At 41.1% G+C, this 26,884-nt stretch carries 23 protein-coding genes; 7 read left to right on the top strand and 16 right to left on the bottom strand.

The genetic code is table 11. The features are described from left to right. Positions 1-50: 50 nt before the first annotated feature. The 7 genes from D8848_RS08250 to pbp1b all read right to left on the bottom strand — a co-directional run bounded on the left by D8848_RS08250 (position 51) and on the right by pbp1b (position 7,682). Positions 51-581 carry an ATP-binding protein gene (locus tag D8848_RS08250; RefSeq protein WP_060627237.1) on the bottom strand — a complete coding sequence of 177 codons (531 nt, stop codon included), beginning with the start codon at positions 579-581 and terminating at the stop codon, positions 51-53. Between the two features lie 330 nt (positions 582-911). Next, positions 912-1,589, bottom strand: coding sequence for a rhomboid family intramembrane serine protease (locus tag D8848_RS08255; protein WP_125443445.1), 678 nt, complete (start codon positions 1,587-1,589; stop codon positions 912-914). Continuing rightward, complete coding sequence (locus tag D8848_RS08260; RefSeq protein WP_125443446.1) at positions 1,573-2,112, bottom strand: 5-formyltetrahydrofolate cyclo-ligase; 540 nt, start codon at positions 2,110-2,112, stop codon at positions 1,573-1,575. The genes D8848_RS08255 and D8848_RS08260 overlap by 17 nt, the downstream gene beginning before the upstream one ends. An 11-nt stretch (positions 2,113-2,123) precedes the next feature. After that, positions 2,124-3,254: an N-acetyldiaminopimelate deacetylase gene (locus tag D8848_RS08265; RefSeq protein ID WP_125443447.1), complete on the bottom strand. Its 1,131-nt coding sequence runs from the start codon at positions 3,252-3,254 to the stop codon at positions 2,124-2,126. A 67-nt stretch (positions 3,255-3,321) separates the two neighbouring features. Beyond that, entirely contained in the window at positions 3,322-4,020 is a 699-nt protein-coding gene (gene dapD / locus D8848_RS08270; RefSeq protein WP_000127460.1) for a 2,3,4,5-tetrahydropyridine-2,6-dicarboxylate N-acetyltransferase, read from the bottom strand. Between the two features lie 228 nt (positions 4,021-4,248). Beyond that, positions 4,249-5,160 (bottom strand): DMT family transporter, encoded by a 912-nt coding sequence (locus tag D8848_RS08275; protein ID WP_125443448.1) that lies wholly within the window; start codon positions 5,158-5,160, stop codon positions 4,249-4,251. Positions 5,161-5,216: 56 nt separating this feature from the next. After that, on the bottom strand, positions 5,217-7,682 hold the full coding sequence (gene pbp1b / locus D8848_RS08280; RefSeq protein WP_125443449.1) for a penicillin-binding protein PBP1B: 2,466 nt from the start codon (positions 7,680-7,682) through the stop codon (positions 5,217-5,219). A gap of 141 nt (positions 7,683-7,823) precedes the next feature. On the opposite strand from pbp1b, the gene tyrS reads away from it, so the two are divergent. After that, positions 7,824-9,080: a tyrosine--tRNA ligase gene (tyrS, locus tag D8848_RS08285; RefSeq protein WP_125443450.1), complete on the top strand. Its 1,257-nt coding sequence runs from the start codon at positions 7,824-7,826 to the stop codon at positions 9,078-9,080. A 77-nt stretch (positions 9,081-9,157) separates the two neighbouring features. Here the strand turns inward: tyrS and D8848_RS08290 are convergent, their stop codons facing one another. Together D8848_RS08290 and D8848_RS08295 are read right to left on the bottom strand one after the other, a co-directional pair. After that, positions 9,158-11,221, bottom strand: coding sequence for a heavy metal translocating P-type ATPase (locus D8848_RS08290; RefSeq protein ID WP_125443451.1), 2,064 nt, complete (start codon positions 11,219-11,221; stop codon positions 9,158-9,160). A gap of 1 nt (position 11,222) precedes the next feature. Next, positions 11,223-11,501 (bottom strand): DUF6110 family protein, encoded by a 279-nt coding sequence (locus D8848_RS08295; protein WP_000910910.1) that lies wholly within the window; start codon positions 11,499-11,501, stop codon positions 11,223-11,225. A 257-nt stretch (positions 11,502-11,758) separates the two neighbouring features. On the opposite strand from D8848_RS08295, the gene D8848_RS08305 reads away from it, so the two are divergent. Beyond that, positions 11,759-12,607 (top strand): methyltransferase domain-containing protein, encoded by an 849-nt coding sequence (locus tag D8848_RS08305; RefSeq protein ID WP_125443452.1) that lies wholly within the window; start codon positions 11,759-11,761, stop codon positions 12,605-12,607. A gap of 343 nt (positions 12,608-12,950) precedes the next feature. Here D8848_RS08305 and D8848_RS08310 read toward each other — a convergent pair whose 3' ends face one another. From D8848_RS08310 to malQ, 3 genes are all read right to left on the bottom strand, one after another. Continuing rightward, positions 12,951-13,157: a hypothetical protein gene (locus D8848_RS08310; protein WP_125420785.1), complete on the bottom strand. Its 207-nt coding sequence runs from the start codon at positions 13,155-13,157 to the stop codon at positions 12,951-12,953. A gap of 248 nt (positions 13,158-13,405) precedes the next feature. Beyond that, positions 13,406-15,664 (bottom strand): glycogen/starch/alpha-glucan family phosphorylase, encoded by a 2,259-nt coding sequence (gene glgP, locus D8848_RS08315; RefSeq protein ID WP_125443453.1) that lies wholly within the window; start codon positions 15,662-15,664, stop codon positions 13,406-13,408. A gap of 25 nt (positions 15,665-15,689) precedes the next feature. Next, positions 15,690-17,207 (bottom strand): 4-alpha-glucanotransferase, encoded by a 1,518-nt coding sequence (malQ, locus tag D8848_RS08320; RefSeq protein ID WP_125443454.1) that lies wholly within the window; start codon positions 17,205-17,207, stop codon positions 15,690-15,692. A gap of 476 nt (positions 17,208-17,683) precedes the next feature. Between malQ and D8848_RS08325 the strand changes: the two genes are divergently transcribed. The 5 genes from D8848_RS08325 (at position 17,684) to D8848_RS08345 (ending at position 23,144) form a co-directional block, all read left to right on the top strand. Continuing rightward, positions 17,684-18,955 carry an extracellular solute-binding protein gene (locus tag D8848_RS08325; RefSeq protein WP_023947615.1) on the top strand — a complete coding sequence of 424 codons (1,272 nt, stop codon included), beginning with the start codon at positions 17,684-17,686 and terminating at the stop codon, positions 18,953-18,955. Positions 18,956-19,065: 110 nt separating this feature from the next. After that, a complete protein-coding gene (locus tag D8848_RS08330) occupies positions 19,066-20,358 on the top strand; it encodes a sugar ABC transporter permease (protein WP_031237127.1) in 1,293 nt (430 codons plus the stop codon). A gap of 1 nt (position 20,359) precedes the next feature. Then, positions 20,360-21,202 carry a sugar ABC transporter permease gene (locus tag D8848_RS08335; protein ID WP_001065642.1) on the top strand — a complete coding sequence of 281 codons (843 nt, stop codon included), beginning with the start codon at positions 20,360-20,362 and terminating at the stop codon, positions 21,200-21,202. Between the two features lie 145 nt (positions 21,203-21,347). Further along, the gene (locus D8848_RS08340; RefSeq protein WP_125410152.1) at positions 21,348-22,148 is read left to right on the top strand and encodes a DUF1189 domain-containing protein; all 801 of its coding nucleotides are present in this window, start codon (positions 21,348-21,350) and stop codon (positions 22,146-22,148) included. Between the two features lie 9 nt (positions 22,149-22,157). Then, on the top strand, positions 22,158-23,144 hold the full coding sequence (locus D8848_RS08345) for a LacI family DNA-binding transcriptional regulator (RefSeq protein WP_125443455.1): 987 nt from the start codon (positions 22,158-22,160) through the stop codon (positions 23,142-23,144). 29 nt (positions 23,145-23,173) lie between these two features. On the opposite strand, the gene D8848_RS08350 is transcribed toward D8848_RS08345, so the two are convergent. From D8848_RS08350 to D8848_RS08365, 4 genes are all read right to left on the bottom strand, one after another. Beyond that, positions 23,174-24,115 carry a YitT family protein gene (locus tag D8848_RS08350; RefSeq protein ID WP_125443456.1) on the bottom strand — a complete coding sequence of 314 codons (942 nt, stop codon included), beginning with the start codon at positions 24,113-24,115 and terminating at the stop codon, positions 23,174-23,176. Further along, positions 24,093-25,856 carry an aspartate--tRNA ligase gene (aspS, locus tag D8848_RS08355; RefSeq protein ID WP_125443457.1) on the bottom strand — a complete coding sequence of 588 codons (1,764 nt, stop codon included), beginning with the start codon at positions 25,854-25,856 and terminating at the stop codon, positions 24,093-24,095. Before aspS ends, D8848_RS08350 begins: the two co-directional genes overlap by 23 nt. Positions 25,857-25,990: 134 nt before the next feature. After that, complete coding sequence (locus tag D8848_RS08360; protein WP_000832188.1) at positions 25,991-26,221, bottom strand: hypothetical protein; 231 nt, start codon at positions 26,219-26,221, stop codon at positions 25,991-25,993. 17 nt (positions 26,222-26,238) lie between these two features. Continuing rightward, the gene (locus D8848_RS08365; protein ID WP_125443458.1) at positions 26,239-26,880 is read right to left on the bottom strand and encodes a CPBP family intramembrane glutamic endopeptidase; all 642 of its coding nucleotides are present in this window, start codon (positions 26,878-26,880) and stop codon (positions 26,239-26,241) included. Positions 26,881-26,884: the final 4 nt, after the last annotated feature.

The following is a 26,884-nucleotide window of genomic DNA, read 5'->3' on the forward strand; positions in this document are numbered from 1 at the left end:
TGAGATATGTCTCTAAATCTACTAACTCAACTTCGGTCCTTAATGATGGATTACAGATTTTCAATCAAAAATCGATTTGAAGTTTTAATGATATTTGCTATTTTGGGGACGTCTAAATCATCTGTATACAGAAAATGTTTTTCCTTCTCCTTATTTTTAGCTAGAAACTCACTTCTTGCTTGTATTGATAAGTTGCCCACTCTTTCAATTTCTTTTCGAGAACCATCCCTATCTTTCAAGGTTTTTTCTTCGGCCATTAAGACACAATATTTTAGACCAATTTGTTTTTCTTTTAAGAAAGAAGCAATTTTCTTCAGTTGGTATTCAAAAATGACATACTCTATTACGACAGAGATGCCTCGAGTTATAAAATTATTGGTCAAGCTGATGATATTGTCCCAAAACAAATCCATGTAATAGCCCTCATCTTCCCAGGGAGCCACTATGCCACCTTTAATCATTAAGTAAATCAAATCCCCCTCTATAACTGCACTCTTATCAAAAGAATAAGCTAACTCTTTACTAACAGTACTTTTCCCAACGCCTGGGGGGCCTGAAATAATGTAAACACAATTTTCCAACTTTATACCTCTTTTATTCTAATAATTCTTCAATCAATTTCTAATATTATAACATTTTCTATTTTTAAAATATATAATAAGACTGATACAACATTATATTCTAGAAACTTACGATACAAAAGAAATAAAAAAGCACACCATTCTCAATTTTCTGCAAAAAAACTTATTTACAAATGACTTCTTCGCGATAGAATGGGCGCTCACTTTCTCAAATCATCTACACACAAAGACTTATTTTTAGAGCTGTGTTGGTTCGAATAGTTCCAAAACCATTAAAAGCTACTCATTTTTTAAGTAGCTTTTTTCTTATTCAAGTTTACATATTAGTCGTCACAACCCCATTCCCTTGTAGAAAAGCAAAACTGCGAGTCCTACGAACAACACTATCGCTCCTAACCTCTGGCTGCTACTATACATCCGTCTTTCGCCTCGAACTGGAAACATAACTGCTAGAAATGCTCCACCGACTGCACCTCCGATATGGCCTGCTAGGCTGATTCCTGGAATCAGAACACTTCCAATAATGTTAATCACAAAAAGGGTCAGATAGGATTGGCCCAACTGCTGGATATAGGGGTTGCGCGTTGCATAGCGGAGAACAATAATTGCAGCAAATAATCCATAGAGAGAAGTCGAGGCTCCTGCTGCTAAGGATTGGGGACTAAATACAAAAACAAAGAGATTGCCCATCATTCCTGATAAAAGATAGAGAAAGAAAAACTTCTTGGATCCGAAAATCTCCTCTACTTGCCTACCAAGATAATAAAGGGAAAGCATATTGACAATCAAATGCTCCCATCCAATATGAACAAAAATAGCCGAAAAGAGACGCCAAGTCTGCTCAGGAAGGAGGCGAATAGCAGGTCCATACATGGCTCCAAATCGAAATAGGGTATCTGCCCTGTCAAAGTTTCCGCCTGCAGTCACCAACATTAGTAGAAACACCAAGGCCGTCACTAAGAGGAAAAAATTCGTCACAGGATAACGTCTATCAAAGATTTCCTTCATCAATTAATACCTCCTCAACAGGAATATCATGGTTTTCAGGAATAAAGTCCTGAACTTGACAAGGATAAACCGTACTCAAAGTATGACCAGAAAACTGTTCCAGATAGCGGTCATAATAACCTCCTCCGTATCCAATCCGATAGCCATCTGTCGAAAAAGTCAGACCAGGAACATGAATCAAATCAATCTGAGAGGCATCCACCACTTCCAAATCTCCCTGTGGCTCCAGTAAGCCAAAGGAAGTTCTTACCAACTGCTGTGGATGATAGACCACAAAGTCCATGCGCCCCTTGGGATAGGTTTTGGGTATCAGAACCTTCTTGCCGTCCTTCAGCGCCTGCTCAATCAATCTCTGAGTTTGAAACTCATGAGGAAAAGAGAGATAGGTTGCGATGACCTTGGCATCTTGGTAAAAAGGGTGTTGTGAAAGTCGCTCAGTTAAAGCTTGGTCTATAGCCTGTTTTTGCTGTCGAGGTAAAGCCTTCATTTCTTGCAAGACTTGCTTGCGTAATTCTGCTTTCATAGACAATTCCTCTACTCTGCTGCCTTCTTTTTCAGGAAACTAGAAACCGCATCCACCCCAATAGCTAAAGCCTCTTCCTTAGGACTCATCTGAGGGTGATGAAGGGCATAGGGACTATCGATACCTAGCCAAAACATAACGCCATCAACTTTTGAAAGGAGATAACCAAAGTCTTCACCTGTCATAGCAGGCTCGATATCAATCAACTCGATTCCCTCTTTCTCTTCAAAAAAGTCCATTAGTTCACGCGCCAAGACTGGATTATTCTCAACAGGCAGATAACCACCTTGCTTGAGTTCCACTTCAACTTCCATATCGAAGGCAGCTGCAACTCCTTCTGCAACTGTTTTGACCCGCTTTTGCACCAAGAGACTCATGTCCTGTGTCAAAGCCCGAATGGTTCCATGCAAAAAGGCTGTGTCTGTGATGACATTATTGGTTGTTCCAGCTTGGAAAACTCCAAAGGTCACCACTGCTCCCTCGATTGGGTTGACATTGCGGCTGACAACTGACTGCACCTGGGTCACAAAGTAACTAGCAGCCACCAAAGCGTCATTGGCTTCATGTGGAAAGGCTGCGTGGCCACCCTTGCCTTTGAAACGGATCTTCACCTCGCAAGTTCCTGCAAAGAGTGTATGAGTATTGGTCGCAATCTGACCAACCTTCAAATCTGGCCGAACATGAAGCCCATAAAACTGGTCTGGCAACCAGTCTCCAAAAGCGCCATCCTCATACATGAGCATGCCACCAGCTTCATTTTCTTCAGCAGGCTGAAACAGAAAGAGCAGATTGTTCTTTGGTTGCTCTTCAAGGGCGCGCTCTAAACAGCCTAAGGCAATAGTCATATGAAAATCATGTCCACAAGCATGCATGCGACCTTGATGTTGAGAAGCGAAAGGAAATCCTGTTTGTTCGACGATAGGCAGGCCATCAATATCTGTTCTCCAACCAATGGTACGCTCTGGCTGACTTCCCTGCAAATAAACCAAAATACCTGTTCGCCAAGTACGAACTTGAACAAAATTCTTGCCCGCAGTCAATTTTTCAATCACATCCAGCAAATAAGCCTGAGTCTTGAACTCCTCCAAGCCAATCTCTGGAATCTGGTGCAAATCTCGTCTAGTCTGAATCAAATCTAACATCTATCTATCCTCCGATATAGCAGAAAGAGGCTGGAAGAAGGGTTCCGCCTCTTTATTACTTTTACAATTATAAGGTACGAAGCGCATCCTCTAGCGCTGTTTTTTGTTGAGTTTGGGCATCAATCTCTTTGATGATACGAGCTGGAACACCTGCTACCACCACGTTTTCTGGGACATCTTGGGTAACAATAGCTCCTGCTGCGACAACTGAACCACTACCAATTTGGACTCCTTCGATAACCACTGCATTGGCACCGATGAGAACATTGTCTCCAACACGGACTGGTTCTGCGCTAGCTGGCTCAATCACACCTGCAAGAACGGCACCTGCACCAACGTGACTGTTTTTCCCAACGATAGCACGGCCACCAAGGATAGCACCCATGTCAATCATGGTTCCTGCGCCAATTTCAGCGCCAATATTGATAACTGCTCCCATCATGATAACAGCATTGTCTCCAATTTCAACCTGATCACGGATAATAGCACCTGGCTCGATACGAGCATTGATAGCACGTTTGTCTAGCAAGGGAACTGCAGAATTACGAGCATCTTGCTCAACAACATAGTCTTGATTTTCTACCAAACCATCGAGAAGCGGAGCCACGTCCTTCCAATCTCCGAATAGGACATTCCCTAGTTTAACAACAGAGCTTGGTACAGCAGTTGCAAGTTGTCCTTCAAAGGTTACTTTAACACTGGTTTTCTTTTCAGCATTGGCGATAAATTGGATAATTTCTTGTGCGTTCATTTTTGTAGCAGTCATAAGCGCCTCCTAGTTCATTTTAATGATACCTATTCTACCAAAAAAGGCCTCAAATTTGAAGCCTTTTTGTTTGTTTTTAGGTATGATTTTTAGGGATGTGAGATAAAACGTGCTGTCGGTAAAAGCAAGCCCCTACCGATACAACCTAAAAACACTCTTCACAACTATCTCCCCGTGTTTTATTGACTATTCTAGTATAGCACACTTTTAGAATTAAGAAAAGACTTTTTATTCACTTTCTTTCGCTTCTTCTATCGATAGGAAAATCATGGGTAAAATAATCAGCGCCATAGCTAGAAGAAGGGACCAATCCACTACCAAGCCTAAAAATAAAACACTCAAGAGAGCAGAAGAGAGAGGTTCACTGGCACTGATAACGGAAACCACCAAAGGAGAAACCAAGGAAACAGCCTTCATGGAAATAAAAAAGGCAAAAGCCGTTCCAAAGAAAGCGATAATGAGACAAATCAAGATACTCCAAATATCAGGAGTAAAGGAAAGCTGATAAACCGGCGAGAGGACATTGCTAAATAAACCTGCCAAAATCATCCCCCACCCAACCGTGGGTACAAACCCATAACGCTTAGCAAAAGGTTGAGGTAAGATAACATTAAACATGACCCCCATGGCGCTCAGCAAACCCGTCACAAGTGCTAGCGGTGTCATGGATAATTGAGAGAGATCTCCCTTTGTCGCCATCAAGCAAACACCCAACATGGCAACCAAAACATAAAAAATAGCGCTTTTTGACGCTCGTTTTTGATAAACCAAGCGATTGTAAAAGAGGATAAAGACAGGACTGATAAACTGTAAAATAGTTGCTGTCGCTGCATTTGAGTATTCTACACAGAGATAGAAAAAATACTGAACTGAAAAAATCCCCAAAATAGCATAGGCTAAAAAGGGCAGGTAATTTTTCTTATCTCGCCAAATATCTAGCACTTGCGATTTTAATTGCATTGCTGACCAAATAAGCACAAGACTCCCTGCCAGCGTCAAACGCATAGAAGTAATCCAACCAGAGGACACTTGATAATGAGTAAAGAAATATTCTCCTAAAATTCCACAGATTCCCCAGATTAAGCCGGATAGGAGCGAATAAATAGTTCCTTTAACAATCTTTTTCTGATACTGATTCATACCTTTATTGTAACATGAAAGGAAAAAAGAAAAAAGTGGCAATCAATACCACTTTCCTATCTTCTACTATTTGATTGTGTAGGTGATGATGAACTTGATGTACTGCTAGAACTACTACTTGAACTGTTACTTGAGCTAGAAGGAGTTGGTAGTGTGCTAACGATACTTGACCAAGCGTTTTGATAATCTGCTTCACTTCCTCCAATAGCAAAGTGATAGCTTGTCGTAGGAGCTCCCGCCTTGTTAGCCCAATAGCTCGTTACAATAGAACCTGAAAGATCAACTGTTTTTCCATCAACGGATACTTTGCCCGGCTTCTGTCCTGTAGATCTGAGGACCTGAGATTGAGTCACACTAGAATCAAGATTAAAGCGTTCATTGCCCCAAACACCAGGTTCAGCCTGTTGGATAGCATTGACTAAGTAAGCCATATATTTGGCGTTTCGATAATGCCCAGCCCCCTTAGCCATTGGGCGGTTGTCATCATGCCCTAGCCAACCACCTAGAGTCAATCTTGGTGTCGAAAGCATGAGCCACATATTTTCATCTTCATTGGTTGTCCCAGTCTTACCAATCCAGTCTGCACGAGCTAAGTTTGAATTGATAGAAGCCAAATCCGTTTGGAAACTTGAAGTGATCCGAGATGAAATCACCTCACGAAGCAAACTCTGCATAATCGTTGCTGTTGCCTTCGAATACACTTGAACTGGTTTGTCTTGGAATTCATAGATTACTCTACCGTCAGGTGATTCAATCTTAGAAATCACATGTTTCTGATGGTAGACACCGTTATTAGCAATTGTTTGATAACCATTGGTATGCTGGGCAACTGTGACTTCAATCCCACCACCCATAGGCAAACTTTCGATACCGTACTCTGGAATCTCGTAACCCATTTTCTCCATGTACCCCTTGACATCCACGCCCTTCTCACGAAGCATGCGATAGGTCCAATAGGCTGGGATATTCCACGAATAGTTCAAGGCTTCACCCAGGGTCATCATGCCTGTACCTGGACTATTTACATACATGATAGGATTGCCATTAGAGAATTTTGTCGGATAATTGGACAAGATACTAGCGCTTCCCATCAAACCTTGGTCAATGGCAATACCGTAGGCCAACAAAGGCTTGGTTGTAGAGGCTGGCGAGCGCTTAGTGTCAAAGGCGTGATTGTTTTGGTTAGTCTGGTAATTACGACCACCAACAAAGCCTAGAACAGCCCCCGTTTTATTGTCCATCAAAACATTCCCTACTTCAGGTTGCCCAGTTGAATCATCTACCAAACGACCATAGTTAGCAACTGCATTTTGCATGGCGTTATGGATTTTTTTATTGATCGTTGTAGTGATTTTATAGCCACCGTTACTTAGTTCCTGCTCAGCTCGCTCATGATAGGCCTTTTGAACCGCTTCCTTTTTCAACTCCTGACTAGAGACATTGTCCTGTTGAACTAAATAATCATACATACGGTCTGTCGCTTCAGCCATAGCCGTAAAGTAAAGGTAATCCCTCGAAACAGCATTGACAGTTCCTGATGGCAAGAAATCTTGCTTGAGATTATAATCCTTGTACTGGTCGTACTCTTCCTTAGTTAAAGCACCCGTACGGTACATGTTGTAGAGAACATCCTTGGCCCGCTTCAAACCAAGTTTTAAGTCTTCATCACTCTTTAACTCTCCAGTATTTTCATAAGGGGAATAAGTAATCGGACTCTGTGGCAAACCTGCTAAGAAAGCGGCTTGGGGAATACTCAGCTTGTTGGCATCGATACCGAAAATCCCTTCAGCAGCTTGCTGGGCACCTGCAATATTCTGTCCTTTATGATTTCGACCAAAGGGAGCGACATTGAGATAAGTAGTCAAGATTTCATCCTTACTCATGCTGCGTTCCAAGGCAAGGGCATCAACAATTTCTGTAGCCTTACGAGCCAAAGTAGGAGCATCTCCGACCACTTGTTGTTTGATTAACTGTTGGGTCAAGGTCGAGCCCCCGCTAGATGAGCCCAAACCTGCAAAGGTTCCCAAAGTCGCCCGAATCACAGCTTTTGGCACAACCCCCTTATGTTCAAGAAAATGTTCGTCCTCAGTTGCAACGATAGCCTTTTTGAGATTGTCTGATATTTCCTCAGATGAAACAGAAGTTCGCAGTAGGTCGCTCTCGATAGAAGCAATGACACTCCCATCTGCATAAACAATTTCTGAGATGGAAGAAATATTTTTAACCTGCTTGACCAAGTCCTCCGCTTGGGGAACCTTGGCCTTGTCAAACAAAGCAACCCCATAACCAAGAGCTACACCAGCACCAAAAAGCCCACCGATAAAGCCTAGAATAAAGAGCATATTCAAAATTCCCTTGATAGCGGCTAAGATGCTACCTAGGATAGGCAGGATTTTCCCACCTGTCCCATCCGACTTCTTCTCTTTTGAGACTTTCTCTGATTTCCTATGATTTATTTTTGATTTTACTAGCTGGAAAAATTCCAGCATTTTTTGTTTTAATTCATTTAATTGATTTTGCATGGATTTCCTCACTCTATCTATTATACCATAAAAGGTAAACTTTCAATAAAATAGGCACTTTCTTCCCTATTCTACTAGGCTATTGCCCAAGTTTGTGATACAATAGGTAGAAACAATATTTTTAAAAAGGAGAAAAGACACATGCACATTTTTGATGAGCTAAAAGAGCGTGGTTTGATTTTTCAAACGACTGATGAAGAAGCTTTGCGTAAAGCCCTAGAAGAAGGTCAAGTTTCTTATTATACTGGCTACGATCCAACTGCTGACAGCCTTCACCTAGGCCACCTTGTCGCAATCTTGACAAGTCGTCGCTTGCAGCTAGCAGGTCACAAACCTTATGCGCTCGTTGGCGGTGCTACAGGTCTCATCGGAGATCCGTCCTTCAAAGATGCTGAACGTAGTCTCCAAACAAAAGACACAGTAAATGGCTGGGTCAAGTCTATCCAAGGACAACTTTCTCGTTTTCTTGACTTTGAAAATGGTGAAAACAAGGCTGTCATGGTCAACAACTACGACTGGTTTGGCAGCATCAGCTTCATTGACTTCCTCCGTGATATCGGAAAATACTTCACTGTCAACTACATGATGAGCAAGGAGTCTGTGAAAAAACGGATTGAAACAGGAATTTCATACACTGAGTTTGCCTACCAAATCATGCAAGGTTACGACTTCTTCGTTCTTAACCAAGACCACAACGTAACGCTTCAAATTGGTGGTTCTGACCAGTGGGGAAATATGACAGCTGGTACCGAATTACTTCGTCGTAAGGCTGATAAGACTGGCCACGTTATCACTGTTCCACTGATTACCGATGCAACTGGTAAGAAATTTGGTAAATCAGAAGGAAATGCCGTCTGGCTCAATCCTGAAAAGACTTCTCCATACGAAATGTACCAATTCTGGATGAACGTTATGGACGCTGACGCTGTTCGCTTCTTGAAGATCTTTACTTTCTTGTCACTTGATGAGATTGAAGACATCCGTAAACAATTTGAAGCGGCTCCACACGAACGCTTGGCTCAAAAAGTCTTGGCTCGTGAAGTCGTTACACTTGTTCACGGCGAAGAAGCTTACAAAGAAGCCCTCAACATCACTGAGCAACTCTTTGCAGGAAACATCAAAAACCTTTCTGTTAAAGAGCTCAAACAAGGACTTCGTGGTGTGCCAAACTACCAAGTACAAGTAGACGAAAACCACAATATTGTGGAACTGCTCGTCTCATCTGGTGTAGTTAACTCAAAACGCCAAGCCCGTGAAGATGTACAAAATGGAGCTATCTACGTAAACGGTGACCGCATCCAAGACCTTGACTATGTCTTAAGTGACGCAGATAAGCTTGAGAACGAACTGACTGTTATCCGTCGCGGTAAGAAAAAATACTTTGTATTGACTTACTAAACTATTCAACATTTATCTATAAACAAAGGAGTTAACCTCGAGAAAGGTAACTCCTTTTTGCTGTTAATAACTCTCATCTATCTATTTTTAATAGACAGGCTACGCAGTACAATGCGCAAGGTTGTTAGATTATGTAAGATAGAGAGATTTGAAGGACTGAGCCAATTAAATAAGCCAAAGCCAATCAAACTACTATTTACGACAACGGTATCTTGAATATTCTTCTTGATGAGTGTTTGCAAAGATGATGATAGCGAATCCAAATCTTGGAAGAAATCCAAGCGATTATCTAACAATAAGATATCACTCATCTGCTTAGAAATATCTGCACTCTCATTCATCACCACACCGATATCTGATAGGGTTAGAGCCGCTGAGTCATTCAATCCATCTCCAACCATCAAAATAGTGTGACCTGCTTTCTGCAGTTCCTCTACTAACTCAAATTTCCCATCAGGTTTCAAGTCTGTATAGACCTGATCAAAGGGCAAATCTTTGACTAATTCCTCTGTTCTAACCAAGGTGTCCCCTGTTGCCAGAATCAATTTTTTCCCTTGTGCCTTAAGTTTCTCCAAGGCTGCTTTTGCTTCTTTTCTCAAAGGAGTATGAATGCAGAACATTCCAATCAATTCATTCTGATAAGCCAAGAATAAGAGATTGTAGTGACTCTTGTACTCTTCAATTAAAGCATTTTGTTCTGAACTGATATGAATCTGCTCATCCTGCATCAAGACATAATTCCCAATAAGAACTGGTTGCCCATCTATATGAGATTTGATCCCCTTGCTTGCGATATATTGGAGTTTCCCATGCATTTCCTCATGTTCAATTCCCTCTATCTCAGCTTGCTTGACGATAGCATTAGCAATAGGATGATAAATGTGTTCCTCAAGACAGGCACTGATTCTGAGAATATCTTCCTCACTATAGTCCCCAAAAGGTAACACCTTTTCAACTATAGGATAACTAGTTGTGATTGTTCCCGTCTTATCAAACAAGAAAGTATCAACTTCCAGATATTTCTCCAGAACATCCCCATCCTTAATCACCATTTCACGATTCAACCCCTCCTTGATAGCTGTCAAATAAGCTACAGGAGTAGAGATTTTCAAAGCGCAGGAGAAATCGACCAATAGGAAAGAAATAGCCTTAGAAAAAGAACCTGTCAATAGGTAAGTCAGACCAGCCCCCAAGAAATTATATTTGACGACCTTGTCCGCCATTTTGATGAAATAGCGTTGTTTCGTTTTCTTGTTTTCTTCAGATTTCTTCATCAACTCAATCAGCTGTAAAATCCGGCTGTTCATCTGATTATCGGTTACACGAATGCGCAACTCTCCAGTTTCTAATACTGTATTTGCACAAACCAAATCAGACTCTCTTTTTTCAACTGGAAAACTCTCTCCCGTCAAGGAACTTTCGTTGACCATACCTAAACCTGAAACTACTTGTCCATCAAACAGAATTTCATTTCCTTGAGATAGGACCAAGACATCTCCTATTTGAACATCGGAACTCTTGATACTAACAACCGTATCGCCCTGTACTAAGAATACATCGCTCTCTTTTGCAAGAAGGCTTTGTTCTAAATCTGTTGCAGTTTTTTTCAAGGACCACTGATCTAAATGATTCCCCAAATCAAGCATAAACATGATATTGCTAGCTGTCTTGGATTGGTTCATAAACAAGGACAATAAAATCGCCGAACAGTCCAAGACCTCCATCGTTAGTTCCTTACGCGCTAGTGTTTGATAGGCTTCTCTAATATAGCCAAAAGCCTGATAACAAGTCCATATATAGCGAATAGGATACGGCACAAAACTACGAAAAAGTATACGCTTAATCGCTGCACCTGAAACAATAGAATAAGCACTCTCTTCTCTACGAATGGGAAGAGTCATCAACTCAGAAACTTTCCCTTTATCAATTCTTTTTAAAAAGGCTTCTGCATTATCTAATACAGAAAAGCCTTCTTTTATACGTAGAGTAAAGTGCTGTTGATCCATGTAAAACTGGATAGACTCAATCCCCTTTTCATCTCTCGCCAAGGAACGAAGATAGTCTTGAATATCCAAGGTGAGTGAAAAAGAAGATGATAGTCGGATATGTTGGTATCCTCTATGTAGCACTTTAAAAGACATATTATTCTCCTATAAGGCTATCTAATTGCTCTTCTTTTTTCTCTTGCTCGTACAAATATTTGGCATCTTGCAAGACATCGTCTCCATGTTGTTTCACAACAGAAACAGATGCATCTAGCCCGTCTTTCAACTTGTAAGCCTTAGCCAAAGCTTTAGAATAACCTTTTTTAGCTTCCTTACTTGCTAAGATTTTCAAGCCAAGGGTACCAAATGCGACACCACCCAAAAAGAGTGATGATTTTTTCGCAACTTTTGCAACGGTTAATACTTCTTTTAACATACTTATTTCCTCCTTATCATTATTATATAGCAATTTAGATATAAAAGCAATTCCATTTTATAAATTGGAGAATTATACTCAATGAAAATCAAAGAGCAAACTAGGAAACTAGCCGCAGGCTGTACTTGAGTACGGCAAGGCTACGTTGACGTGGTTTGAATTTGATTTTCGAAGAGTATTAGTTTTATTTCTACTGAATCTCCCATCTACTTACTCCTAAAGTTGCTTTCATTTGCCTCTTTTGATACACTTAAACTATGAATACAAATCTCAAACCCAAACTTCAACGTTTTGCTTCTGCTACTGCCTTTGCCTGTCCCATCTGTCAAGAAAAGCTACCTCTAGTAGCTAGCAGTCTCAAGTGTAGCAATCACCATTCTTTTGATCTGTCAAAATTCGGCTATGTCAATCTGGCGCCCCAAATCAAGCAATCCGCTAATTACGACAAGGAAAATTTTCAAAACCGTCAACGAATCCTAGAAGCTGGCTTTTATCAAGCTATTTTAGAGGCCGTCTCTGATTTACTTTCAAACTCAAAAAATGCCAAAACAATTTTAGATATCGGTTGTGGCGAAGGATTCTATTCTCGCAAACTCCAAGAAAGTCATCCTGACAAAACCTTCTATGCCTTTGATATTTCCAAAGATTCCGTCCAAATCGCTGCCAAGAGTGAACCCAACTGGGCAGTCAATTGGTTCGTTGGGGACCTTTCTCGCCTTCCTCTGCAAGATGCCAGTATGGATATCTTACTTGATCTCTTTTCCCCTGCCAATTACGGAGAATTTCGTCGCGTTTTATCCAAAGACGGTATCTTGATAAAGGTTATTCCAACTAAAAATCACCTCAAGGAAATCCGTCAGAAGGTACAAGACCAGCTGACAAACAAGGACTATTCCAACCAAGATATCAAAAATCATTTCCAAGAACACTTTACCATCCTATCTAACCAAACAGCCTCTCTAACTAAGACTATCACAGCAGAACAACTCCAAGCCCTACTCAGCATGACCCCTCTTCTCTTTCACATCGACCAGAGCAAGATTGACTGGAGCCAACTGACAGAGATTACAATTGAAGCAGAGATTCTGGTTGGGAAAGCATTCTAAACTAGACTTCGCAAAGGTAGAAAACTTACTGAAAATCCTCAATATTACAAAAACGCATAAGAACAGGTGCTCACAAAAACCTTAATCTTATGCGTTTTGTTATAGTTCCCATACATATTAAGAGGAAATATTTGAAATCAGTTCTCTTAATAACCATTGAATACCATATGTTACATTTACTCCAAATATGATATAGGCCGTATAAATCAAGTATTTCGATTTCTCCCGCCTCAAAGAATAAATCTTGTACAAAATAAATAAATTTAAAGCAATAAATAATAGAGACAAAATCTTTCCTCCAAAATCAATCCTAACAGTGGGCAGTCAGGCATATACCTCATATTTATTTTCGATTCGAGATAACAAACTTATCAATAAATAGCAATTGATATAAGGCAAGTACAAATCCCCAGAAACTACCACGAAGAGAGATTTCTTGATGATTGAGAGGAAACAAATCATGGTTACCTATATAGAGGCAGGTCAAAATGACAAATAAAATCCAAAATAAATCTGTCCATCTATATTTTGAAAAATATTTTTTCCACATAAAAACACCTTCTTTCCTACAATCATATTATAATACTTTATGTAAGCGAATACAAGGAATGTGAGGTAATCAACTACAAAGAAACATGAGGTTGAAAGAGAGTAAAAAGCAGTATTTCTAAGCCTTAACTGTATCTATGATTTCTCTTCTTTTAAGACATGATTGAGCCAAATCCACAGTATTCAAAAAAAAAGCGAATTTCAATCGAAATTCGCTTTTTACAAATCTTATTCGTATAAACTTGTATCTTAATTCAAGTGCCAGATATCTTCGTTGTACTGAGCGATTGTACGGTCAGATGAGAAGAATCCTGCTTTAGAAATGTTAACGATGACTTTATCCAACCATGCGTCACGGTCTTCGTAGTCAGCAAGCATTTGCTCTTTCACTTTGATGTAGTCTTCCAAGTCAAGAAGAGTCATGAACCAGTCTTTGTTGATCAATTCATTGTAAAGACGTTCCAAGCGCTCTTTGTTTCCAGCTGCAAGAACTGCATCGCTAACGATGAAGTCAACCAATGGTTTGATAGCTTTACGAGCGTAGAATTCGCTTGATTTGTAAGCTGCTTTTGCGTAAAGGTCGATAACAGTTTCTGAATCTTCACCGAAGATGTAGATGTTTTCATCGCCAACCAACTCAGCGATTTCCACGTTAGCACCGTCCATAGTACCAAGAGTCAAAGCTCCGTTCAACATGAATTTCATGTTACCAGTACCTGAAGCTTCTTTAGAAGCAAGTGAGATTTGTTCTGAGATATCACATGCTGGGATAAGGAAGCTTGCTGCAGTAACGTTGTAGTTTTCAACCATAACGACTTGCAAGTGTGGAGCTACTGCTGGATCGTTAGCAATAACTTCTGACATGCAAAGTATCAAGTGGATGATGTCTTGAGCGATTGTGTAGGCTGGAGCTGCCTTACCACCAAAGAAGATTGTGATTGGACGAGCAGGAATGTTACCAGCTTTGATGTCAAGGTATTTGTGGATCACGTACAAAGCGTTCATTTGTTGGCGTTTGTACTCGTGAAGACGTTTGATTTGGATGTCAAAGATAGAGTTTGGATTGATTTCCACACCTTGGTGTTCTTTCAAGTGACGAGCCAATTTACGTTTGTTGTGAGCCTTGATGCTTTCCAATTTTTCTTTGACAGCTGCTTTGTCTTCGTATGACAAGAGTTTCTCAAGCTCATCTGCTTCATGGTGCCAACCTTCTCCAAGAATCTCATCCAAGTAGTGAGACAAGCTTGGGTTAGCATGCATGAGCCAACGACGGAAAGTGATACCGTTTGTTTTGTTGTTGAATTTTTCTGGGTAAAGATCGTAGAAAGCTTTCAACTCAGAATTTTTCAAGATTTCAGTGTGAAGTGCTGCTACCCCGTTAACACTGTATCCGTAGTGGATATCCATGTGAGCCATGTGAACACGTCCGCTCTCATCGATAATTTGAACAGCTGGATCTTTCACTTCTGCTTTCACGCGACGGTCCAATTCTTCAATGATTGGTACCAAGTGAGGAACCACTTCTTGCAAGAATTCAAGAGGCCATTTTTCAAGGGCTTCAGCAAGGATTGTGTGGTTAGTGTAGGCAGTCATGCTACGAACAATTGAGATTGCTTCGTCAAGCTCGATACCACGTGCAGTCAAAAGGCGGATCAATTCAGGGATAACCATTGATGGGTGAGTATCGTTGATTTGTACAACTGCGTAGTCAGCAAGGTCATGCAAGTTGCTTCCTTTTTCGATTGCTTCGTCGATGATCAATTGCGCACCGTTTGAAACCATGAAGTATTGTTGGAAGATACGGAGCAATTCACCTTGACGGTCACTATCATCTGGGTAAAGGAAAAGAGTCAAGTTGCGAGCGATGTCCGTCTTATCAAAGTTGATACCATCTTCGATGATAGAAGAATCAACTGAATCCAAGTCAAACAAACGCAAGCGGTTCTTAGTTTCTGTCTTGTAACCAGGTACATCGATATCGTAAAGAGTTGATGTCAATGTGAAGTGAGCGAATGGCACTTGGTAGCTACGGCTTGAGCGAACCAACCAGTTTTGCTCTGTCAACCATGCATTTGGAATTGTTTCTTGTTGGTTGTTTTTAAGAACTTGTTGGAAAAGACCGTAGTGGTAGTTAAGACCAACACCGTCACCGTTCAAACCAAGAGTAGCAATTGAGTCGATAAAGCAGGCAGCCAAACGTCCCAAACCACCATTACCAAGAGAGGGTTCTAATTCAACTTCTTCAACTTCGATCAAGTCTTTACCTGCAGCAGCAAGTTCTTTTTTAACATCGTCGTAAAGACCAAGGTTGATCAAGTTGTTTGACAAGAGTTTACCAATCAAGAACTCAGCTGAGATGTAGTAAACTTTTTTCTTACCAGTGTTAACTGGTTTTTGGCTGCTTGCAAGCTTGCTGTAGTTAAGAAGAGCCAGGTAAAGCTCTTCATTGCTACATTCTGCAATGGTTTTATTGTAACGATTTTGTACAAATTCTTGTAGTGATAACATGTTTAAGGTGTCTCCTGATATTGTATTATTTCTTTAAATCTACCAAATTTTCATTGATTCGGCGATAGATTGTTGTCAAGTCAAGCAAGCCTTCCTCGACAGCTGGTGTCAATTGATCTTCAGTCATACGCCAAGACCAGTTTCCACCAAGGGTAGATGGGAAGTTCATACGAGCCGCCTCATCCAATTCTAGCAAATCTTGCATAGTTGCAATTGCCATGAAGCTAACTGATGAAAAGACTGTACGAAGCATAGCGTGTGGCACTGTTTCGTATTCTTTACGGTTAGTGTAGCGAGCCATGTACTCACGAGTCGCATCATCGATCTCGTTACGGTACCAACCAAGGACCGTATTGTTATCGTGTGTTCCTGTGTACATAACTGAGTTAGCAGGTGCCAAGTGTGGGCTATCGATACTTTCATCTTCTGGGTTGAAAGCAAATTGAAGAATCTTCATTCCTGGGAAGCCAGTACGTTCACGCAATTCGATAACTTCGTCTGTCATGAAACCAAGGTCTTCTGCGATGATGTTTAGCTCACCAAGCTCTTCCTTAACGGCTGCAAAAAGCTTGTAGCCAGGACCTTTCACCCACTCACCAGGTGCTGCTGTATCAGAACCAGCAGGGATTTCCCAGTAAGATTCGAAACCACGGAAGTGGTCGATACGAACGATGTCGTAGATTTTGAAGCTTTCACGCAAGCGTTCAATCCACCATTTGTAGCCGTCTTTGTCCATTGCTTCCCAGTCATAGATTGGGTTACCCCAAAGCTGACCAGTTGCAGAAAACTCATCTGGTGGGCATCCTGCGATGCAAGTTGCCTTACCGTTGACATCTGTCTTGAAGAGATGTGGATTTGCCCACATATCGCTTGAATCTTCCGCTACATAGATTGGCATGTCCCCAACGATTTCGATGTGGTTGTCGTTAGCGTAAGCTTTCAATTTCAACCATTGTTGGAAGAAGAAGTATTGAGTCACACGGTGGTAAACCAACTTGTCTGCCAATTGCTCACGGTAGCTTTCAAGTGCTGAAGCTTTACGAGCACGAGCATCTGCATCTGGCCATTCAGTCCAAGCAAGATTGTCAAAATGCTCTTTAATAGCCATATACTCTGCAAAGAGTTCAAGCCATGATTGGTTGTCTTGAGCGAATTTCTCAAAATCCTTAACATCTCCTACTTCCAAGAAACGTTTTACCGCTTTTTCTAAAAGAGGACGACGTGCATAGTAGATTTTCGCATAATCAACTTCAGACGCATCACTACCAAAGTCAACTCCTTCAAGGTCACTTGCTTGCAACAAGCCTTGTTTCACCAAGATATCTAAATCGATAAAATGAGTGTTCCCTGCGAAGGCTGAGAAAGATTGGTAAGGAGAGTCTCCGTAACTAGTTGTTCCTAGTGGAAGGATTTGCCAGTAACGTTGTTTTGTGCGAACCAAGAAATCAACGAAGTCGTAAGCACTTTTACCAAATGATCCGATTCCGTATGCCCCTGGAAGAGAAGAAATGTGCATCAACACACCACTTTGACGTTTTTTCATAATAAGCACCTCATGTGTTTATAGTTAGATATTACATTTTTATGAACGCAAACGTTTGCGCTATTACTAGTATAACTCATTTCCTTGATAAATGCAAGCGGTTTTAAATAACTTTTTTGATTATTTTTTTAAATTTTTTCTTCTTACTTGTATATATATCCTTTCAGGAAACAAACAAAATAGGAATAAGGGTTTCACTTATCTTATTAAGCAAAAATAAAGTGAGAGTCCTCTCTGCTTTCCATTTGTAAATTAGGCAATCGTTTTCTCAACTTTTTTAAATTTAAAACAAAACCGATTTTTGAGATTTTCTACTATTATATAACGATGAAGCGGTTACTTTTTTTACAATTTTTTTAAAAATTTTTACAAAAAACACTTGCAACCGCTTTCTGATTGTGCTATACTAGTCACATAAAGGAAAACGTTTGCGTTTCCTCATTATAAAATTTGTTATTCTTTAGGAGGAATACACTATGTCATCTAAATTCATGAAGAGCGCTGCTGTGCTTGGAACTGCTACACTTGCTAGCTTGCTTTTGGTAGCTTGCGGAAGCAAAACTGCTGATAAGCCTGCTGATTCTGGTTCATCTGAAGCGAAAGAACTCACTTTCTACGTTGAAGACCAATATAAAGCCTTTGCTGAATCAGCTGCAAAAGCTTACGAAAAAGAAGCTGGCGTAAAAGTTACCATCAAAACAGGAGACCAAATGGGTGGGCTTGACAAACTTTCTCTTGACAACCAATCAGGTCAAGCTGCTGACGTTATGATGGCTCCATACGACCGTGTAGGTAGCCTTGGTACTGACGGACAACTTTCAGAAGTTAAATTGAGCGACGGCGCTAAAACAGATGATAAAACTAAATCTCTTGTAACAGCTGCTGATGGTAAAGTTTACGGTGCTCCTGCTGTTATCGAGTCACTTGTTATGTACTACAACAAAGACTTGGTAAAAGAAGCTCCAAAAACTTTTGCTGACTTAGAAAACCTTGCTAAAGATAGCAAATATGCCTTCGCTGGAGAAGATGGAAAAACTTCTGCTTTCCTAGCTGACTGGACAAACTTCTACTATGCATATGGACTTCTTGCTGGTAACGGTGCTTACGTATTCGGACAAAACGGTAAAGACGCTAAAGATATCGGTCTTGCAAACGACGGTTCTATCGCAGGTATCAACTACGCTAAATCTTGGTATGAAAAATGGCCTAAAGGTATGCAAGATACTGAAGGTGCTGGCAACTTAATCCAAACTCAATTCCAAGAAGGTAAAACAGCTGCTATCATCGACGGACCTTGGAAAGCTCAAGCCTTTAAAGATGCTAAAGTAAACTACGGTGTTGCAACTATCCCAACTCTTCCAAATGGAAAAGAATATGCTGCATTCGGTGGTGGTAAAGCTTGGATCATCCCATCAAGCACTAAGAACCTTGAAGGCGCTCAAAAATTTGTAGACTTCCTTGTTTCAACTGAAGAACAAAAAGCCTTCTACGATACAACTAACGAAATCCCAGCTAACACTGAAGCTCGTACATATGCTGAAGGTAAAAATGATGAGTTGACAACAGCTGTTATCAAACAGTTCAAGAACGCTCAACCAATGCCAAACATTTCTCAAATGTCTGCAGTTTGGGATCCAGCGAAAACTATGCTCTTTGATGCTGTAAGTGGTAAGAAAGATGCGAAAACAGCTGCTAACGACGCTGTAACATTGATCAAAGAAACAATCAAACAAAAATTTGGTGAATAAAAAATTTGTTCAAGGGGGGTGGAAATCAAATCCCCCTTTGAATTTATCAATCAAAAACATATATAGTTTAGGTTTTAATTAGAAACCAGTATCCTATGAAAGGAGTTATTATGGAAAAGCAACAACCTAGTAAAGCAGCTCTGCTGTCTATCATTCCTGGGTTAGGACAGATTTACAATAAACAAAAAGCCAAAGGTTTTATCTTCCTTGGTGTAACCATCGTATTCGTCCTTTACTTCCTAGCACTTGCAGCCCCTGAATTGAGCAATCTCATCACTCTTGGTGACAAACCAGGTCGTGATAATTCCCTCTTTATGCTGATTCGTGGTGCCTTCCATTTAATCTTTGTAGTTGTTTATGTACTCTTTTATTTCGCAAATATCAAAGACGCACATACAACTGCCAAACACATTAACAATGGCATACCAGTAGCACTTACCTTTAAAGAAATGGTCAAAGGAATCTATGAAAATGGCTTCCCTTACCTCTTAATCATTCCATCTTACATTGCCATGACTTTTGCGATTATCTTCCCAGTTATCGTAACCTTGATGATCGCCTTTACCAACTACGACTTCCAACACTTGCCACCAAACAAATTGTTGGACTGGGTTGGTTTGACCAACTTTACAAACATTTGGAGCTTGAGTACCTTCCGTTCTGCCTTTGGTGCCGTCCTTTCTTGGACTATCATCTGGGCTTTATCTGCCTCAACTTTACAGATCGTCATTGGTATCTTCACAGCTATCATTGCTAACCAACCATTTATCAAAGGAAAACGTATCTTCGGTGTTATTTTCCTTCTTCCTTGGGCTGTCCCAGCCTTCATCACTATCTTGACATTCTCAAACATGTTTAACGATAGTGTTGGTGCTATCAACACTCAAGTATTGCCAATCTTGGCTAAATTCCTTCCTTTCCTTGATGGTGCTCTTATTCCTTGGAAAACAGACCCAACTTGGACTAAGATTGCCTTGATTATGATGCAAGGTTGGCTTGGATTCCCATATATCTACGTTTTGACCTTGGGTATCTTGCAATCTATTCCTAACGACCTTTACGAAGCAGCTTATATTGACGGTGCTAATGCTTGGCAAAAATTCCGCAACATCACTTTCCCAATGATCTTGGCTGTTGCTGCACCTACTTTGATTAGCCAATACACCTTCAACTTTAACAACTTCTCTATCATGTACCTCTTCAATGGTGGAGGTCCTGGTAGTGTCGGAGGGGGAGCTGGTTCAACTGATATCTTGATCTCATGGATCTACCGTTTGACAACAGGTACATCTCCTCAATACTCAATGGCGGCAGCTGTTACCTTGATTATCTCTATCATTGTCATCTCAATCTCTATGATCGCATTCAAGAAACTACACGCATTTGATATGGAGGACGTCTAAGATGAATAACTCAATTAAACTCAAACGTAGACTGACTCAAACCCTTACTTACCTCTACTTGATTGGTCTATCAATCGTGATTATCTATCCACTGTTGATTACCATCATGTCAGCCTTTAAAGCAGGTAACGTCGCAGCCTTTAAACTTGATACTAACATCGACTTCAATTTTGATAACTTTAAAGGACTCTTTACTGAAACTCTATACGGTACTTGGTATCTCAATACCTTGATCATCGCCTTGGTTACCATGGCGGTTCAAACAAGTATCATCGTACTTGCTGGTTATGCCTACAGCCGTTACAACTTCTTGGCTCGTAAACAAAGTTTGGTCTTCTTCTTGATTATCCAAATGGTGCCAACCATGGCCGCTTTGACAGCCTTCTTCGTTATGGCGCTTATGTTGAACGCCCTTAACCACAGCTGGTTCCTCATCTTCCTATACGTTGGTGGTGGTATCCCGATGAATGCTTGGCTCATGAAAGGCTACTTCGATACAGTGCCAATGTCTCTAGACGAATCTGCAAAACTAGACGGTGCAGGACACTTCCGTCGCTTCTGGCAAATTGTTCTTCCACTTGTTCGCCCAATGGTTGCCGTACAAGCTCTCTGGGCCTTCATGGGACCTTTCGGGGACTACATCCTCTCTAGTTTCTTGCTTCGTGAGAAAGAATACTTTACTGTTGCCGTTGGTCTCCAAACCTTCGTCAACAATGCGAAGAACTTGAAGATTGCCTACTTCTCAGCAGGTGCTATCCTCATCGCCCTTCCAATCTGTATTCTCTTCTTCTTCCTACAAAAGAACTTTGTTTCAGGACTTACAAGTGGTGGCGACAAGGGATAATATATCCCCGCCACCCTTTTTCATTTTGAAGCTTGTGACTATAAAACTATCCTTGTAACAAGCAATTTTTCTCCTGGACTTGAAATAAAGCACATTTCTCTATATAATAATACTCATATAGAAAACACCTTTTAGAAAGATACCTATGCTTCCATATCCATTTTCCTATTTTTCAAGTATTTGGGGATTTCGTAAGCCCCTGTCCAAACGTTTCGGACTCAACTGGTTTCAGCTTCTCTTTACCAGTATCTTCCTTATCAGCTTGTCTATGGTACCTATTGCCATCCAAAACAGCTCGCAGGAGACTTATCCGCTAGAAACCTTTATCGATAATGTCTATGAACCATTGACAGATAAGGTTGTACAGGATCTCTCTGAACACGCTACAATTGTTGATGGCAAATTAACTTATACTGGAACAGCTAGTCAAGCGCCTTCTATCGTGATCGGTCCAAGTCAAAGTAAGGAATTACCTAAGGACTTGCAACTGCATTTCGATACGAATGAGCTCGTCATCAGCAAGGAAAGTAAAGAGCTGACCCGTATCTCTTACCGAGCGATTGAGACTGAGAGTTTCAAAAGTAAAGACAGCTTGACCCAAGCCATTTCTAAAGACTGGTATCAGCAAAATCGTGTCTATATCAGTCTCTTCCTAGTTCTCGGTGCTAGCTTCCTCTTTGGTTTGAATTTCTTTATCGTCTCTCTAGGAGCGAGTCTTCTCCTTTATATCACTAAGAAATCACGCCTCTTTTCATTTAGAACCTTTAAAGAGTGCTATCATTTTATCTTGAACTGTTTAGGATTACCAACTCTGATTACACTTATTTTGGGATTATTTGGCCAAAATATGACAACTCTGATTACTGTACAAAACATTCTTTTTGTTCTATATCTGGTCACTATCTTTTATAAAACGCATTTCCGTGATCCAGATTACCATAAATAGGAGATTTTTATGCCCGTTACGATTAAAGACGTGGCCAAGGCTGCTGGTGTTTCGCCTTCAACCGTAACCCGTGTTATTCAAAATAAATCAACCATTAGCGACGAAACAAAAAAACGCGTTCGCAAGGCTATGAAGGAGCTCAATTACCACCCCAACCTCAACGCTCGTAGCTTGGTAAGCAGTTATACCCAAGTTATCGGCTTGGTGCTTCCTGACGACTCAGACGCCTTCTATCAAAATCCTTTCTTCCCATCTGTTCTCCGTGGTATCGCCCAAGTCGCCTCTGAAAACCACTATGCCATTCAGATTGCAACAGGTAAAGACGAAAAAGAGCGTCTTAAAGCTATTTCACAGATGGTTTACGGTAAACGTGTGGATGGTTTGATTTTCCTTTATGCCGAAGAGGAAGATCCCTTGGTCAAACTGGTCGCTGATGAGCAGTTCCCCTTCCTCATCCTAGGGAAATCCATTTCACCCTTTATCCCTCTTGTCGATAACGACAATGTCCAAGCTGGTTTTGATGCGACCGAATATTTCATAAAAAAAGGCTGCAAACGAATTGCCTTCATTGGAGGAACTAAGCGACTCTTCGTAACGCAAGACCGTTTAACAGGCTATGAGTCAGCACTCAAACAACACCAACTGCCTATTGATGAAAATTTGACCTATTTCGCAACCGAGTTCTTAGAAGAAAAAGGGTATCAATTTAGTAAACTCCTCTTTCAGCACGACCCGCAGATTGATGCGATCATTACAACCGATAGTCTCCTAGCCGAAGGGGTCTGTGACTATATCGCTAAGCACCAACTGGATGTCCCAGTTCTCAGCTTCGACTCAGTCAATCCCAAGCTCAACTTGGCGGCCTATGTCGATATTAATAGCTTAGAACTGGGTCGTGTTTCCCTTGAAACTATCCTCCAGATTATCAGCGATGCTAAAAGCAATAAACAAATTTGTTACCGTCAGTTAATTGCCCACAAAATTATTGAAAAATAAAAACCAGCTCGAGCTGGTTTTTTTGATTACTAATTTTCTGTTTCAACGAATCGTCCCAGAATATGAACATTCTCCGATACAGAGACAAAGGCACCTGGATCCACCTGTTTCATAATCTGTTTAAATTCATTAAACTCTGCACGTGTAATAACAGTAATTAAAACTGCCTTTCTTTCGTGATTATAGGTTCCTTCTGCATCGTGGATCATAGTTGCTCCGCGGTGCAATTTTTTATGGATTTTTTCAATGACTTTGTCTGGATGATTGGTCACAATCATGGCCTGCATGCGTTTTTGCTTAGTAAAGACTGCGTCTGTCACACGGCTAGAGACAAAGATGGTAATCATAGAATAGAGAGCGTATTTCCAACCAAAGGTCAAACCAGCTATCAACATGATGGTCCCATTTACCAAGAAAGAAATACTGCCGACATTCTTACCTGTTTTCTTACGAATGGTCAGACTGACAATATCCGTTCCACCACTGGAGATATTGTTTCGAAGAGCAAAACCAATCCCCAAGCCCATGACAACTCCCCCAAAAAGGGCATTAATAATAGGATCCTCCGTCAAGGTTGCCACAGGGACAAACTGGATAAAGAAGGAACTCATGGATACCGTGATAAAGGTAAAAATAGTGAACTTATGCCCAATCTGATACCAGGCCAAGACCATCAAAGGAAAATTAATGGCGTAGAAGGTCAGCGAAATCGGAATATGAAACCCAAACCAGTGATTACTCAAGGCAGAGATAATCTGTGCCAAACCTGTCGCACCACTCGAATACACATGCCCTGGTTGGAAAAAGAAATTGACCGCTACTGCTGATAGAAATCCATAGACCAGAGAGGCCGAAATTTTCTCATCATACTTCTCTCGAGAGATGCTTTGTAAGACACGTAAAATTTTTATCTGATAAGCAAAGCGACGCAGATAATAGCGCCACCGCTTAATTCGTTTTGCTTGTTTCATCTTCTTCTACTTGTAAGCTGAGTTCCTCTAGTTGTTTGAGAGCTACTGTTGAAGGAGCTTGTGTCATTGGGTCAGTTGCCTTGTTGTTCTTAGGGAAGGCAATAACTTCACGAATATTTTCTTCTCCTGCTAAGAGCATGACAAAGCGGTCAAGCCCGATAGCCAAGCCACCATGTGGTGGGAAACCATAGTCCATGGCTTCAAGAAGGAAGCCAAACTGGTCATTTGCTTCTTCTGCTGAGAAACCAAGAGCCTTGAACATGCGTTCTTGAAGGTCTTTTTGGTTGATACGAAGGCTACCACCACCAAGCTCATAACCGTTCAAGACGATATCGTAAGCAATGGCACGAACCTTAGCCAAATCACCTTCTAATTCGTGAGCAGTCTCTTCCTGTGGAAGAGTGAATGGATGGTGGGCGCTCATGTAGCGACCTTCTTCTTCAGACCATTCAAACATTGGCCAGTCAACCACCCAAAGGAAGTTGAATTTATCGTTATCAATCAAGCCAAGTTCTTTGGCAATACGTCCACGAAGGGCACCGAGTGTTGCATTGGCCACTTCAAGCGTATCTGCCACAAAGAGAACCAAGTCCTTATCTTCAAGAGCAAGCGCTCTTGTCAATTCTGCTTGGATACCTGTCAAGAACTTAGCAACTGGTCCGTTTAATTCTCCATCAACAACCTTAACCCAAGCAAGACCTTTGGCACCATACTGTTTGGCTACTTCTGTCATCTTGTCGATGTCTTTACGTGAATAATTGTCCGCAGCGCCTTTGACCACAATGGCTTTTACAGCAGGTGCTTCTGAAAAGACTTTAAAGTCTACACCTTTGACCACTTCTGTCAAGTCCTGAAGCAACATGTCAAAACGCGTATCAGGTTTATCAGAACCGTAAAGAGCCATCGCATCATCGTATTTCATACGAGGGAATGGAAGCGTCACTTCGATGCCTTTAGTTTCCTTCATGACACGCGCAATCAAGCCTTCTGTGATATCTTGGATTTCTTGCTCAGTAAGGAAAGATGTTTCCAAGTCGACCTGAGTGAACTCAGGCTGGCGGTCACCACGCAAGTCCTCGTCACGGAAACATTTAACGATTTGGTAGTAACGGTCAAAACCAGCATTCATCAAGAGCTGTTTCGTGATTTGTGGACTTTGAGGAAGAGCGTAAAAATGCCCTTTATTCACACGAGATGGCACCAAATAGTCACGCGCCCCTTCAGGCGTTGACTTGGAAAGGAATGGTGTCTCCACGTCGATAAACTCCAACTCATCCAAGTAGTTGCGGATAGAATGGGTCACCTTAGCACGAAGCTTGAGATTTTCCAACATTTCTGGACGACGAAGGTCAAGGTAACGGTAACGCAAACGCGTATCGTCATTGGCCTCAATACCATCCTTAATCTCAAATGGGGTTGTCTTAGCTGTATTCAGCACTGTCAGAGCTGTTACATTTAACTCAACTGCACCAGTTGGCAACTTATCATTGGCTTGCTCACGCGCAGCGACCTGTCCAGTCACCTCGATAACAAATTCGCTACGAAGGCTTTCAGCTGTTGCCATGACCTCTGCAGATACTTTTTCAGGGTTGATAACCAACTGCATGATTCCTTCACGGTCACGAAGATCGATAAAGATCAAACCACCAAGGTCACGACGACGGCCAACCCATCCTTTCAAGGTTATTTCTTGTCCGATGTGTTCCTCACGAACACGACCAGCATACATACTACGTTTCATGTTTTCTCTCCTCTTTTATTCTGTTACTATTTTACCATAAAAGCGCAGGCTCTTCATGAAAATCAGCAGAAAAGTTTGCCAGTCTTTAAAAATTAACGCCCATACAAAAATCCGATGAACTTCACCGGACTCTTTTATTTTGAATTTTTGCCTGCTTTACGCTTTTCAGCAATTTCAGCTGCCTTTCGAGGCAAGACAATTTCCGTTGTGTAAGCTGTCCCAAAACGCCAGATACCGGCAATAGGGGCAAAGACCACTGCTAGATGACTGTAGAAGAAATCTCCCTTGAAGGCATAAGATAGTGCCCCAATGATGAAAAATAGAACAACTGCTTGAATCACTGCTAATAAAATTACTCGTTTCATGTGACCTCCTGACTCTATTATAGCATGAGAATCATCAAAAAGCCGACTAAATTATTCAAAGCGTGGAGAGAAATACTGTAGACCAGACCTTTTCTGCTAATATAAGCCAAGCCCAAACTAAAACCAAGACTAAAATAGACAAAAAATTGTTGCACATCACTTGGGAAATGACCTAAGGCAAACAAAACACTGGATACCAGAAGAAAAATCAGAGTTTGTTTACTATTGTCCTGCTTAGGAAAGAGATAGCGTGCCAACATTCCTCTAAAGATAAGTTCTTCCGTCAAAGGAGCAAAAATAACGACCGCAAAGAATGAGAAAAGTGGTTGAGACAAGGTCAAGTCTATCGCTATTTGTTGATTTACTGAAGGGTCGTTTGGCAAGAAGAATTGAACGACAAGAGATAAAAACCAAACCAAGGCAGGGAGCCAAATAAATCGGTTAAATCCGCTCTTCTCAATATGAACAGGACCTTTCTGGTACCATTTGTAAATACCGTACACATAAACTCCAGCCAAGGCCACATAGAGTAGGGTAACAGCATAGGGTGAAGCGCCTAAGGCAAGCGAAGTAGTCGCGAGCCCCTGAATGAAGCCATAGATGAATAAAAAGGATAGAAGGGCTAGAAGAAACCAGCCAAAATTTTTAAGTAGTTTCATAAAG

Origin of the sequence: Streptococcus mitis (assembly GCF_003942775.1) — a bacterium.
In the GTDB taxonomy this organism is placed as follows: domain Bacteria; phylum Bacillota; class Bacilli; order Lactobacillales; family Streptococcaceae; genus Streptococcus; species Streptococcus mitis_CN.

Coding starts and splice junctions, on each gene's coding strand:
- aspS (WP_125443457.1), bottom strand. CDS start 25,856: ATGAAACGTAGTATGTATGCTGGTCGTGTTCGTGAGGAACACATCGGA.
- D8848_RS08340 (WP_125410152.1), top strand. CDS start 21,348: ATGCTTCCATATCCATTTTCCTATTTTTCAAGTATTTGGGGATTTCGT.
- tyrS (WP_125443450.1), top strand. CDS start 7,824: ATGCACATTTTTGATGAGCTAAAAGAGCGTGGTTTGATTTTTCAAACG.
- D8848_RS08345 (WP_125443455.1), top strand. CDS start 22,158: ATGCCCGTTACGATTAAAGACGTGGCCAAGGCTGCTGGTGTTTCGCCT.
- glgP (WP_125443453.1), bottom strand. CDS start 15,664: ATGTTATCACTACAAGAATTTGTACAAAATCGTTACAATAAAACCATT.
- D8848_RS08330 (WP_031237127.1), top strand. CDS start 19,066: ATGGAAAAGCAACAACCTAGTAAAGCAGCTCTGCTGTCTATCATTCCT.
- D8848_RS08260 (WP_125443446.1), bottom strand. CDS start 2,112: ATGAAAGCAGAATTACGCAAGCAAGTCTTGCAAGAAATGAAGGCTTTA.
- D8848_RS08365 (WP_125443458.1), bottom strand. CDS start 26,880: ATGAAACTACTTAAAAATTTTGGCTGGTTTCTTCTAGCCCTTCTATCC.
- D8848_RS08325 (WP_023947615.1), top strand. CDS start 17,684: ATGTCATCTAAATTCATGAAGAGCGCTGCTGTGCTTGGAACTGCTACA.
- dapD (WP_000127460.1), bottom strand. CDS start 4,020: ATGACTGCTACAAAAATGAACGCACAAGAAATTATCCAATTTATCGCC.
- D8848_RS08350 (WP_125443456.1), bottom strand. CDS start 24,115: ATGAAACAAGCAAAACGAATTAAGCGGTGGCGCTATTATCTGCGTCGC.
- D8848_RS08305 (WP_125443452.1), top strand. CDS start 11,759: ATGAATACAAATCTCAAACCCAAACTTCAACGTTTTGCTTCTGCTACT.
- D8848_RS08255 (WP_125443445.1), bottom strand. CDS start 1,589: ATGAAGGAAATCTTTGATAGACGTTATCCTGTGACGAATTTTTTCCTC.
- malQ (WP_125443454.1), bottom strand. CDS start 17,207: ATGAAAAAACGTCAAAGTGGTGTGTTGATGCACATTTCTTCTCTTCCA.
- D8848_RS08310 (WP_125420785.1), bottom strand. CDS start 13,157: ATGTGGAAAAAATATTTTTCAAAATATAGATGGACAGATTTATTTTGG.
- D8848_RS08275 (WP_125443448.1), bottom strand. CDS start 5,160: ATGAATCAGTATCAGAAAAAGATTGTTAAAGGAACTATTTATTCGCTC.
- D8848_RS08295 (WP_000910910.1), bottom strand. CDS start 11,501: ATGTTAAAAGAAGTATTAACCGTTGCAAAAGTTGCGAAAAAATCATCA.
- pbp1b (WP_125443449.1), bottom strand. CDS start 7,682: ATGCAAAATCAATTAAATGAATTAAAACAAAAAATGCTGGAATTTTTC.
- D8848_RS08360 (WP_000832188.1), bottom strand. CDS start 26,221: ATGAAACGAGTAATTTTATTAGCAGTGATTCAAGCAGTTGTTCTATTT.
- D8848_RS08265 (WP_125443447.1), bottom strand. CDS start 3,254: ATGTTAGATTTGATTCAGACTAGACGAGATTTGCACCAGATTCCAGAG.
- D8848_RS08335 (WP_001065642.1), top strand. CDS start 20,360: ATGAATAACTCAATTAAACTCAAACGTAGACTGACTCAAACCCTTACT.
- D8848_RS08290 (WP_125443451.1), bottom strand. CDS start 11,221: ATGTCTTTTAAAGTGCTACATAGAGGATACCAACATATCCGACTATCA.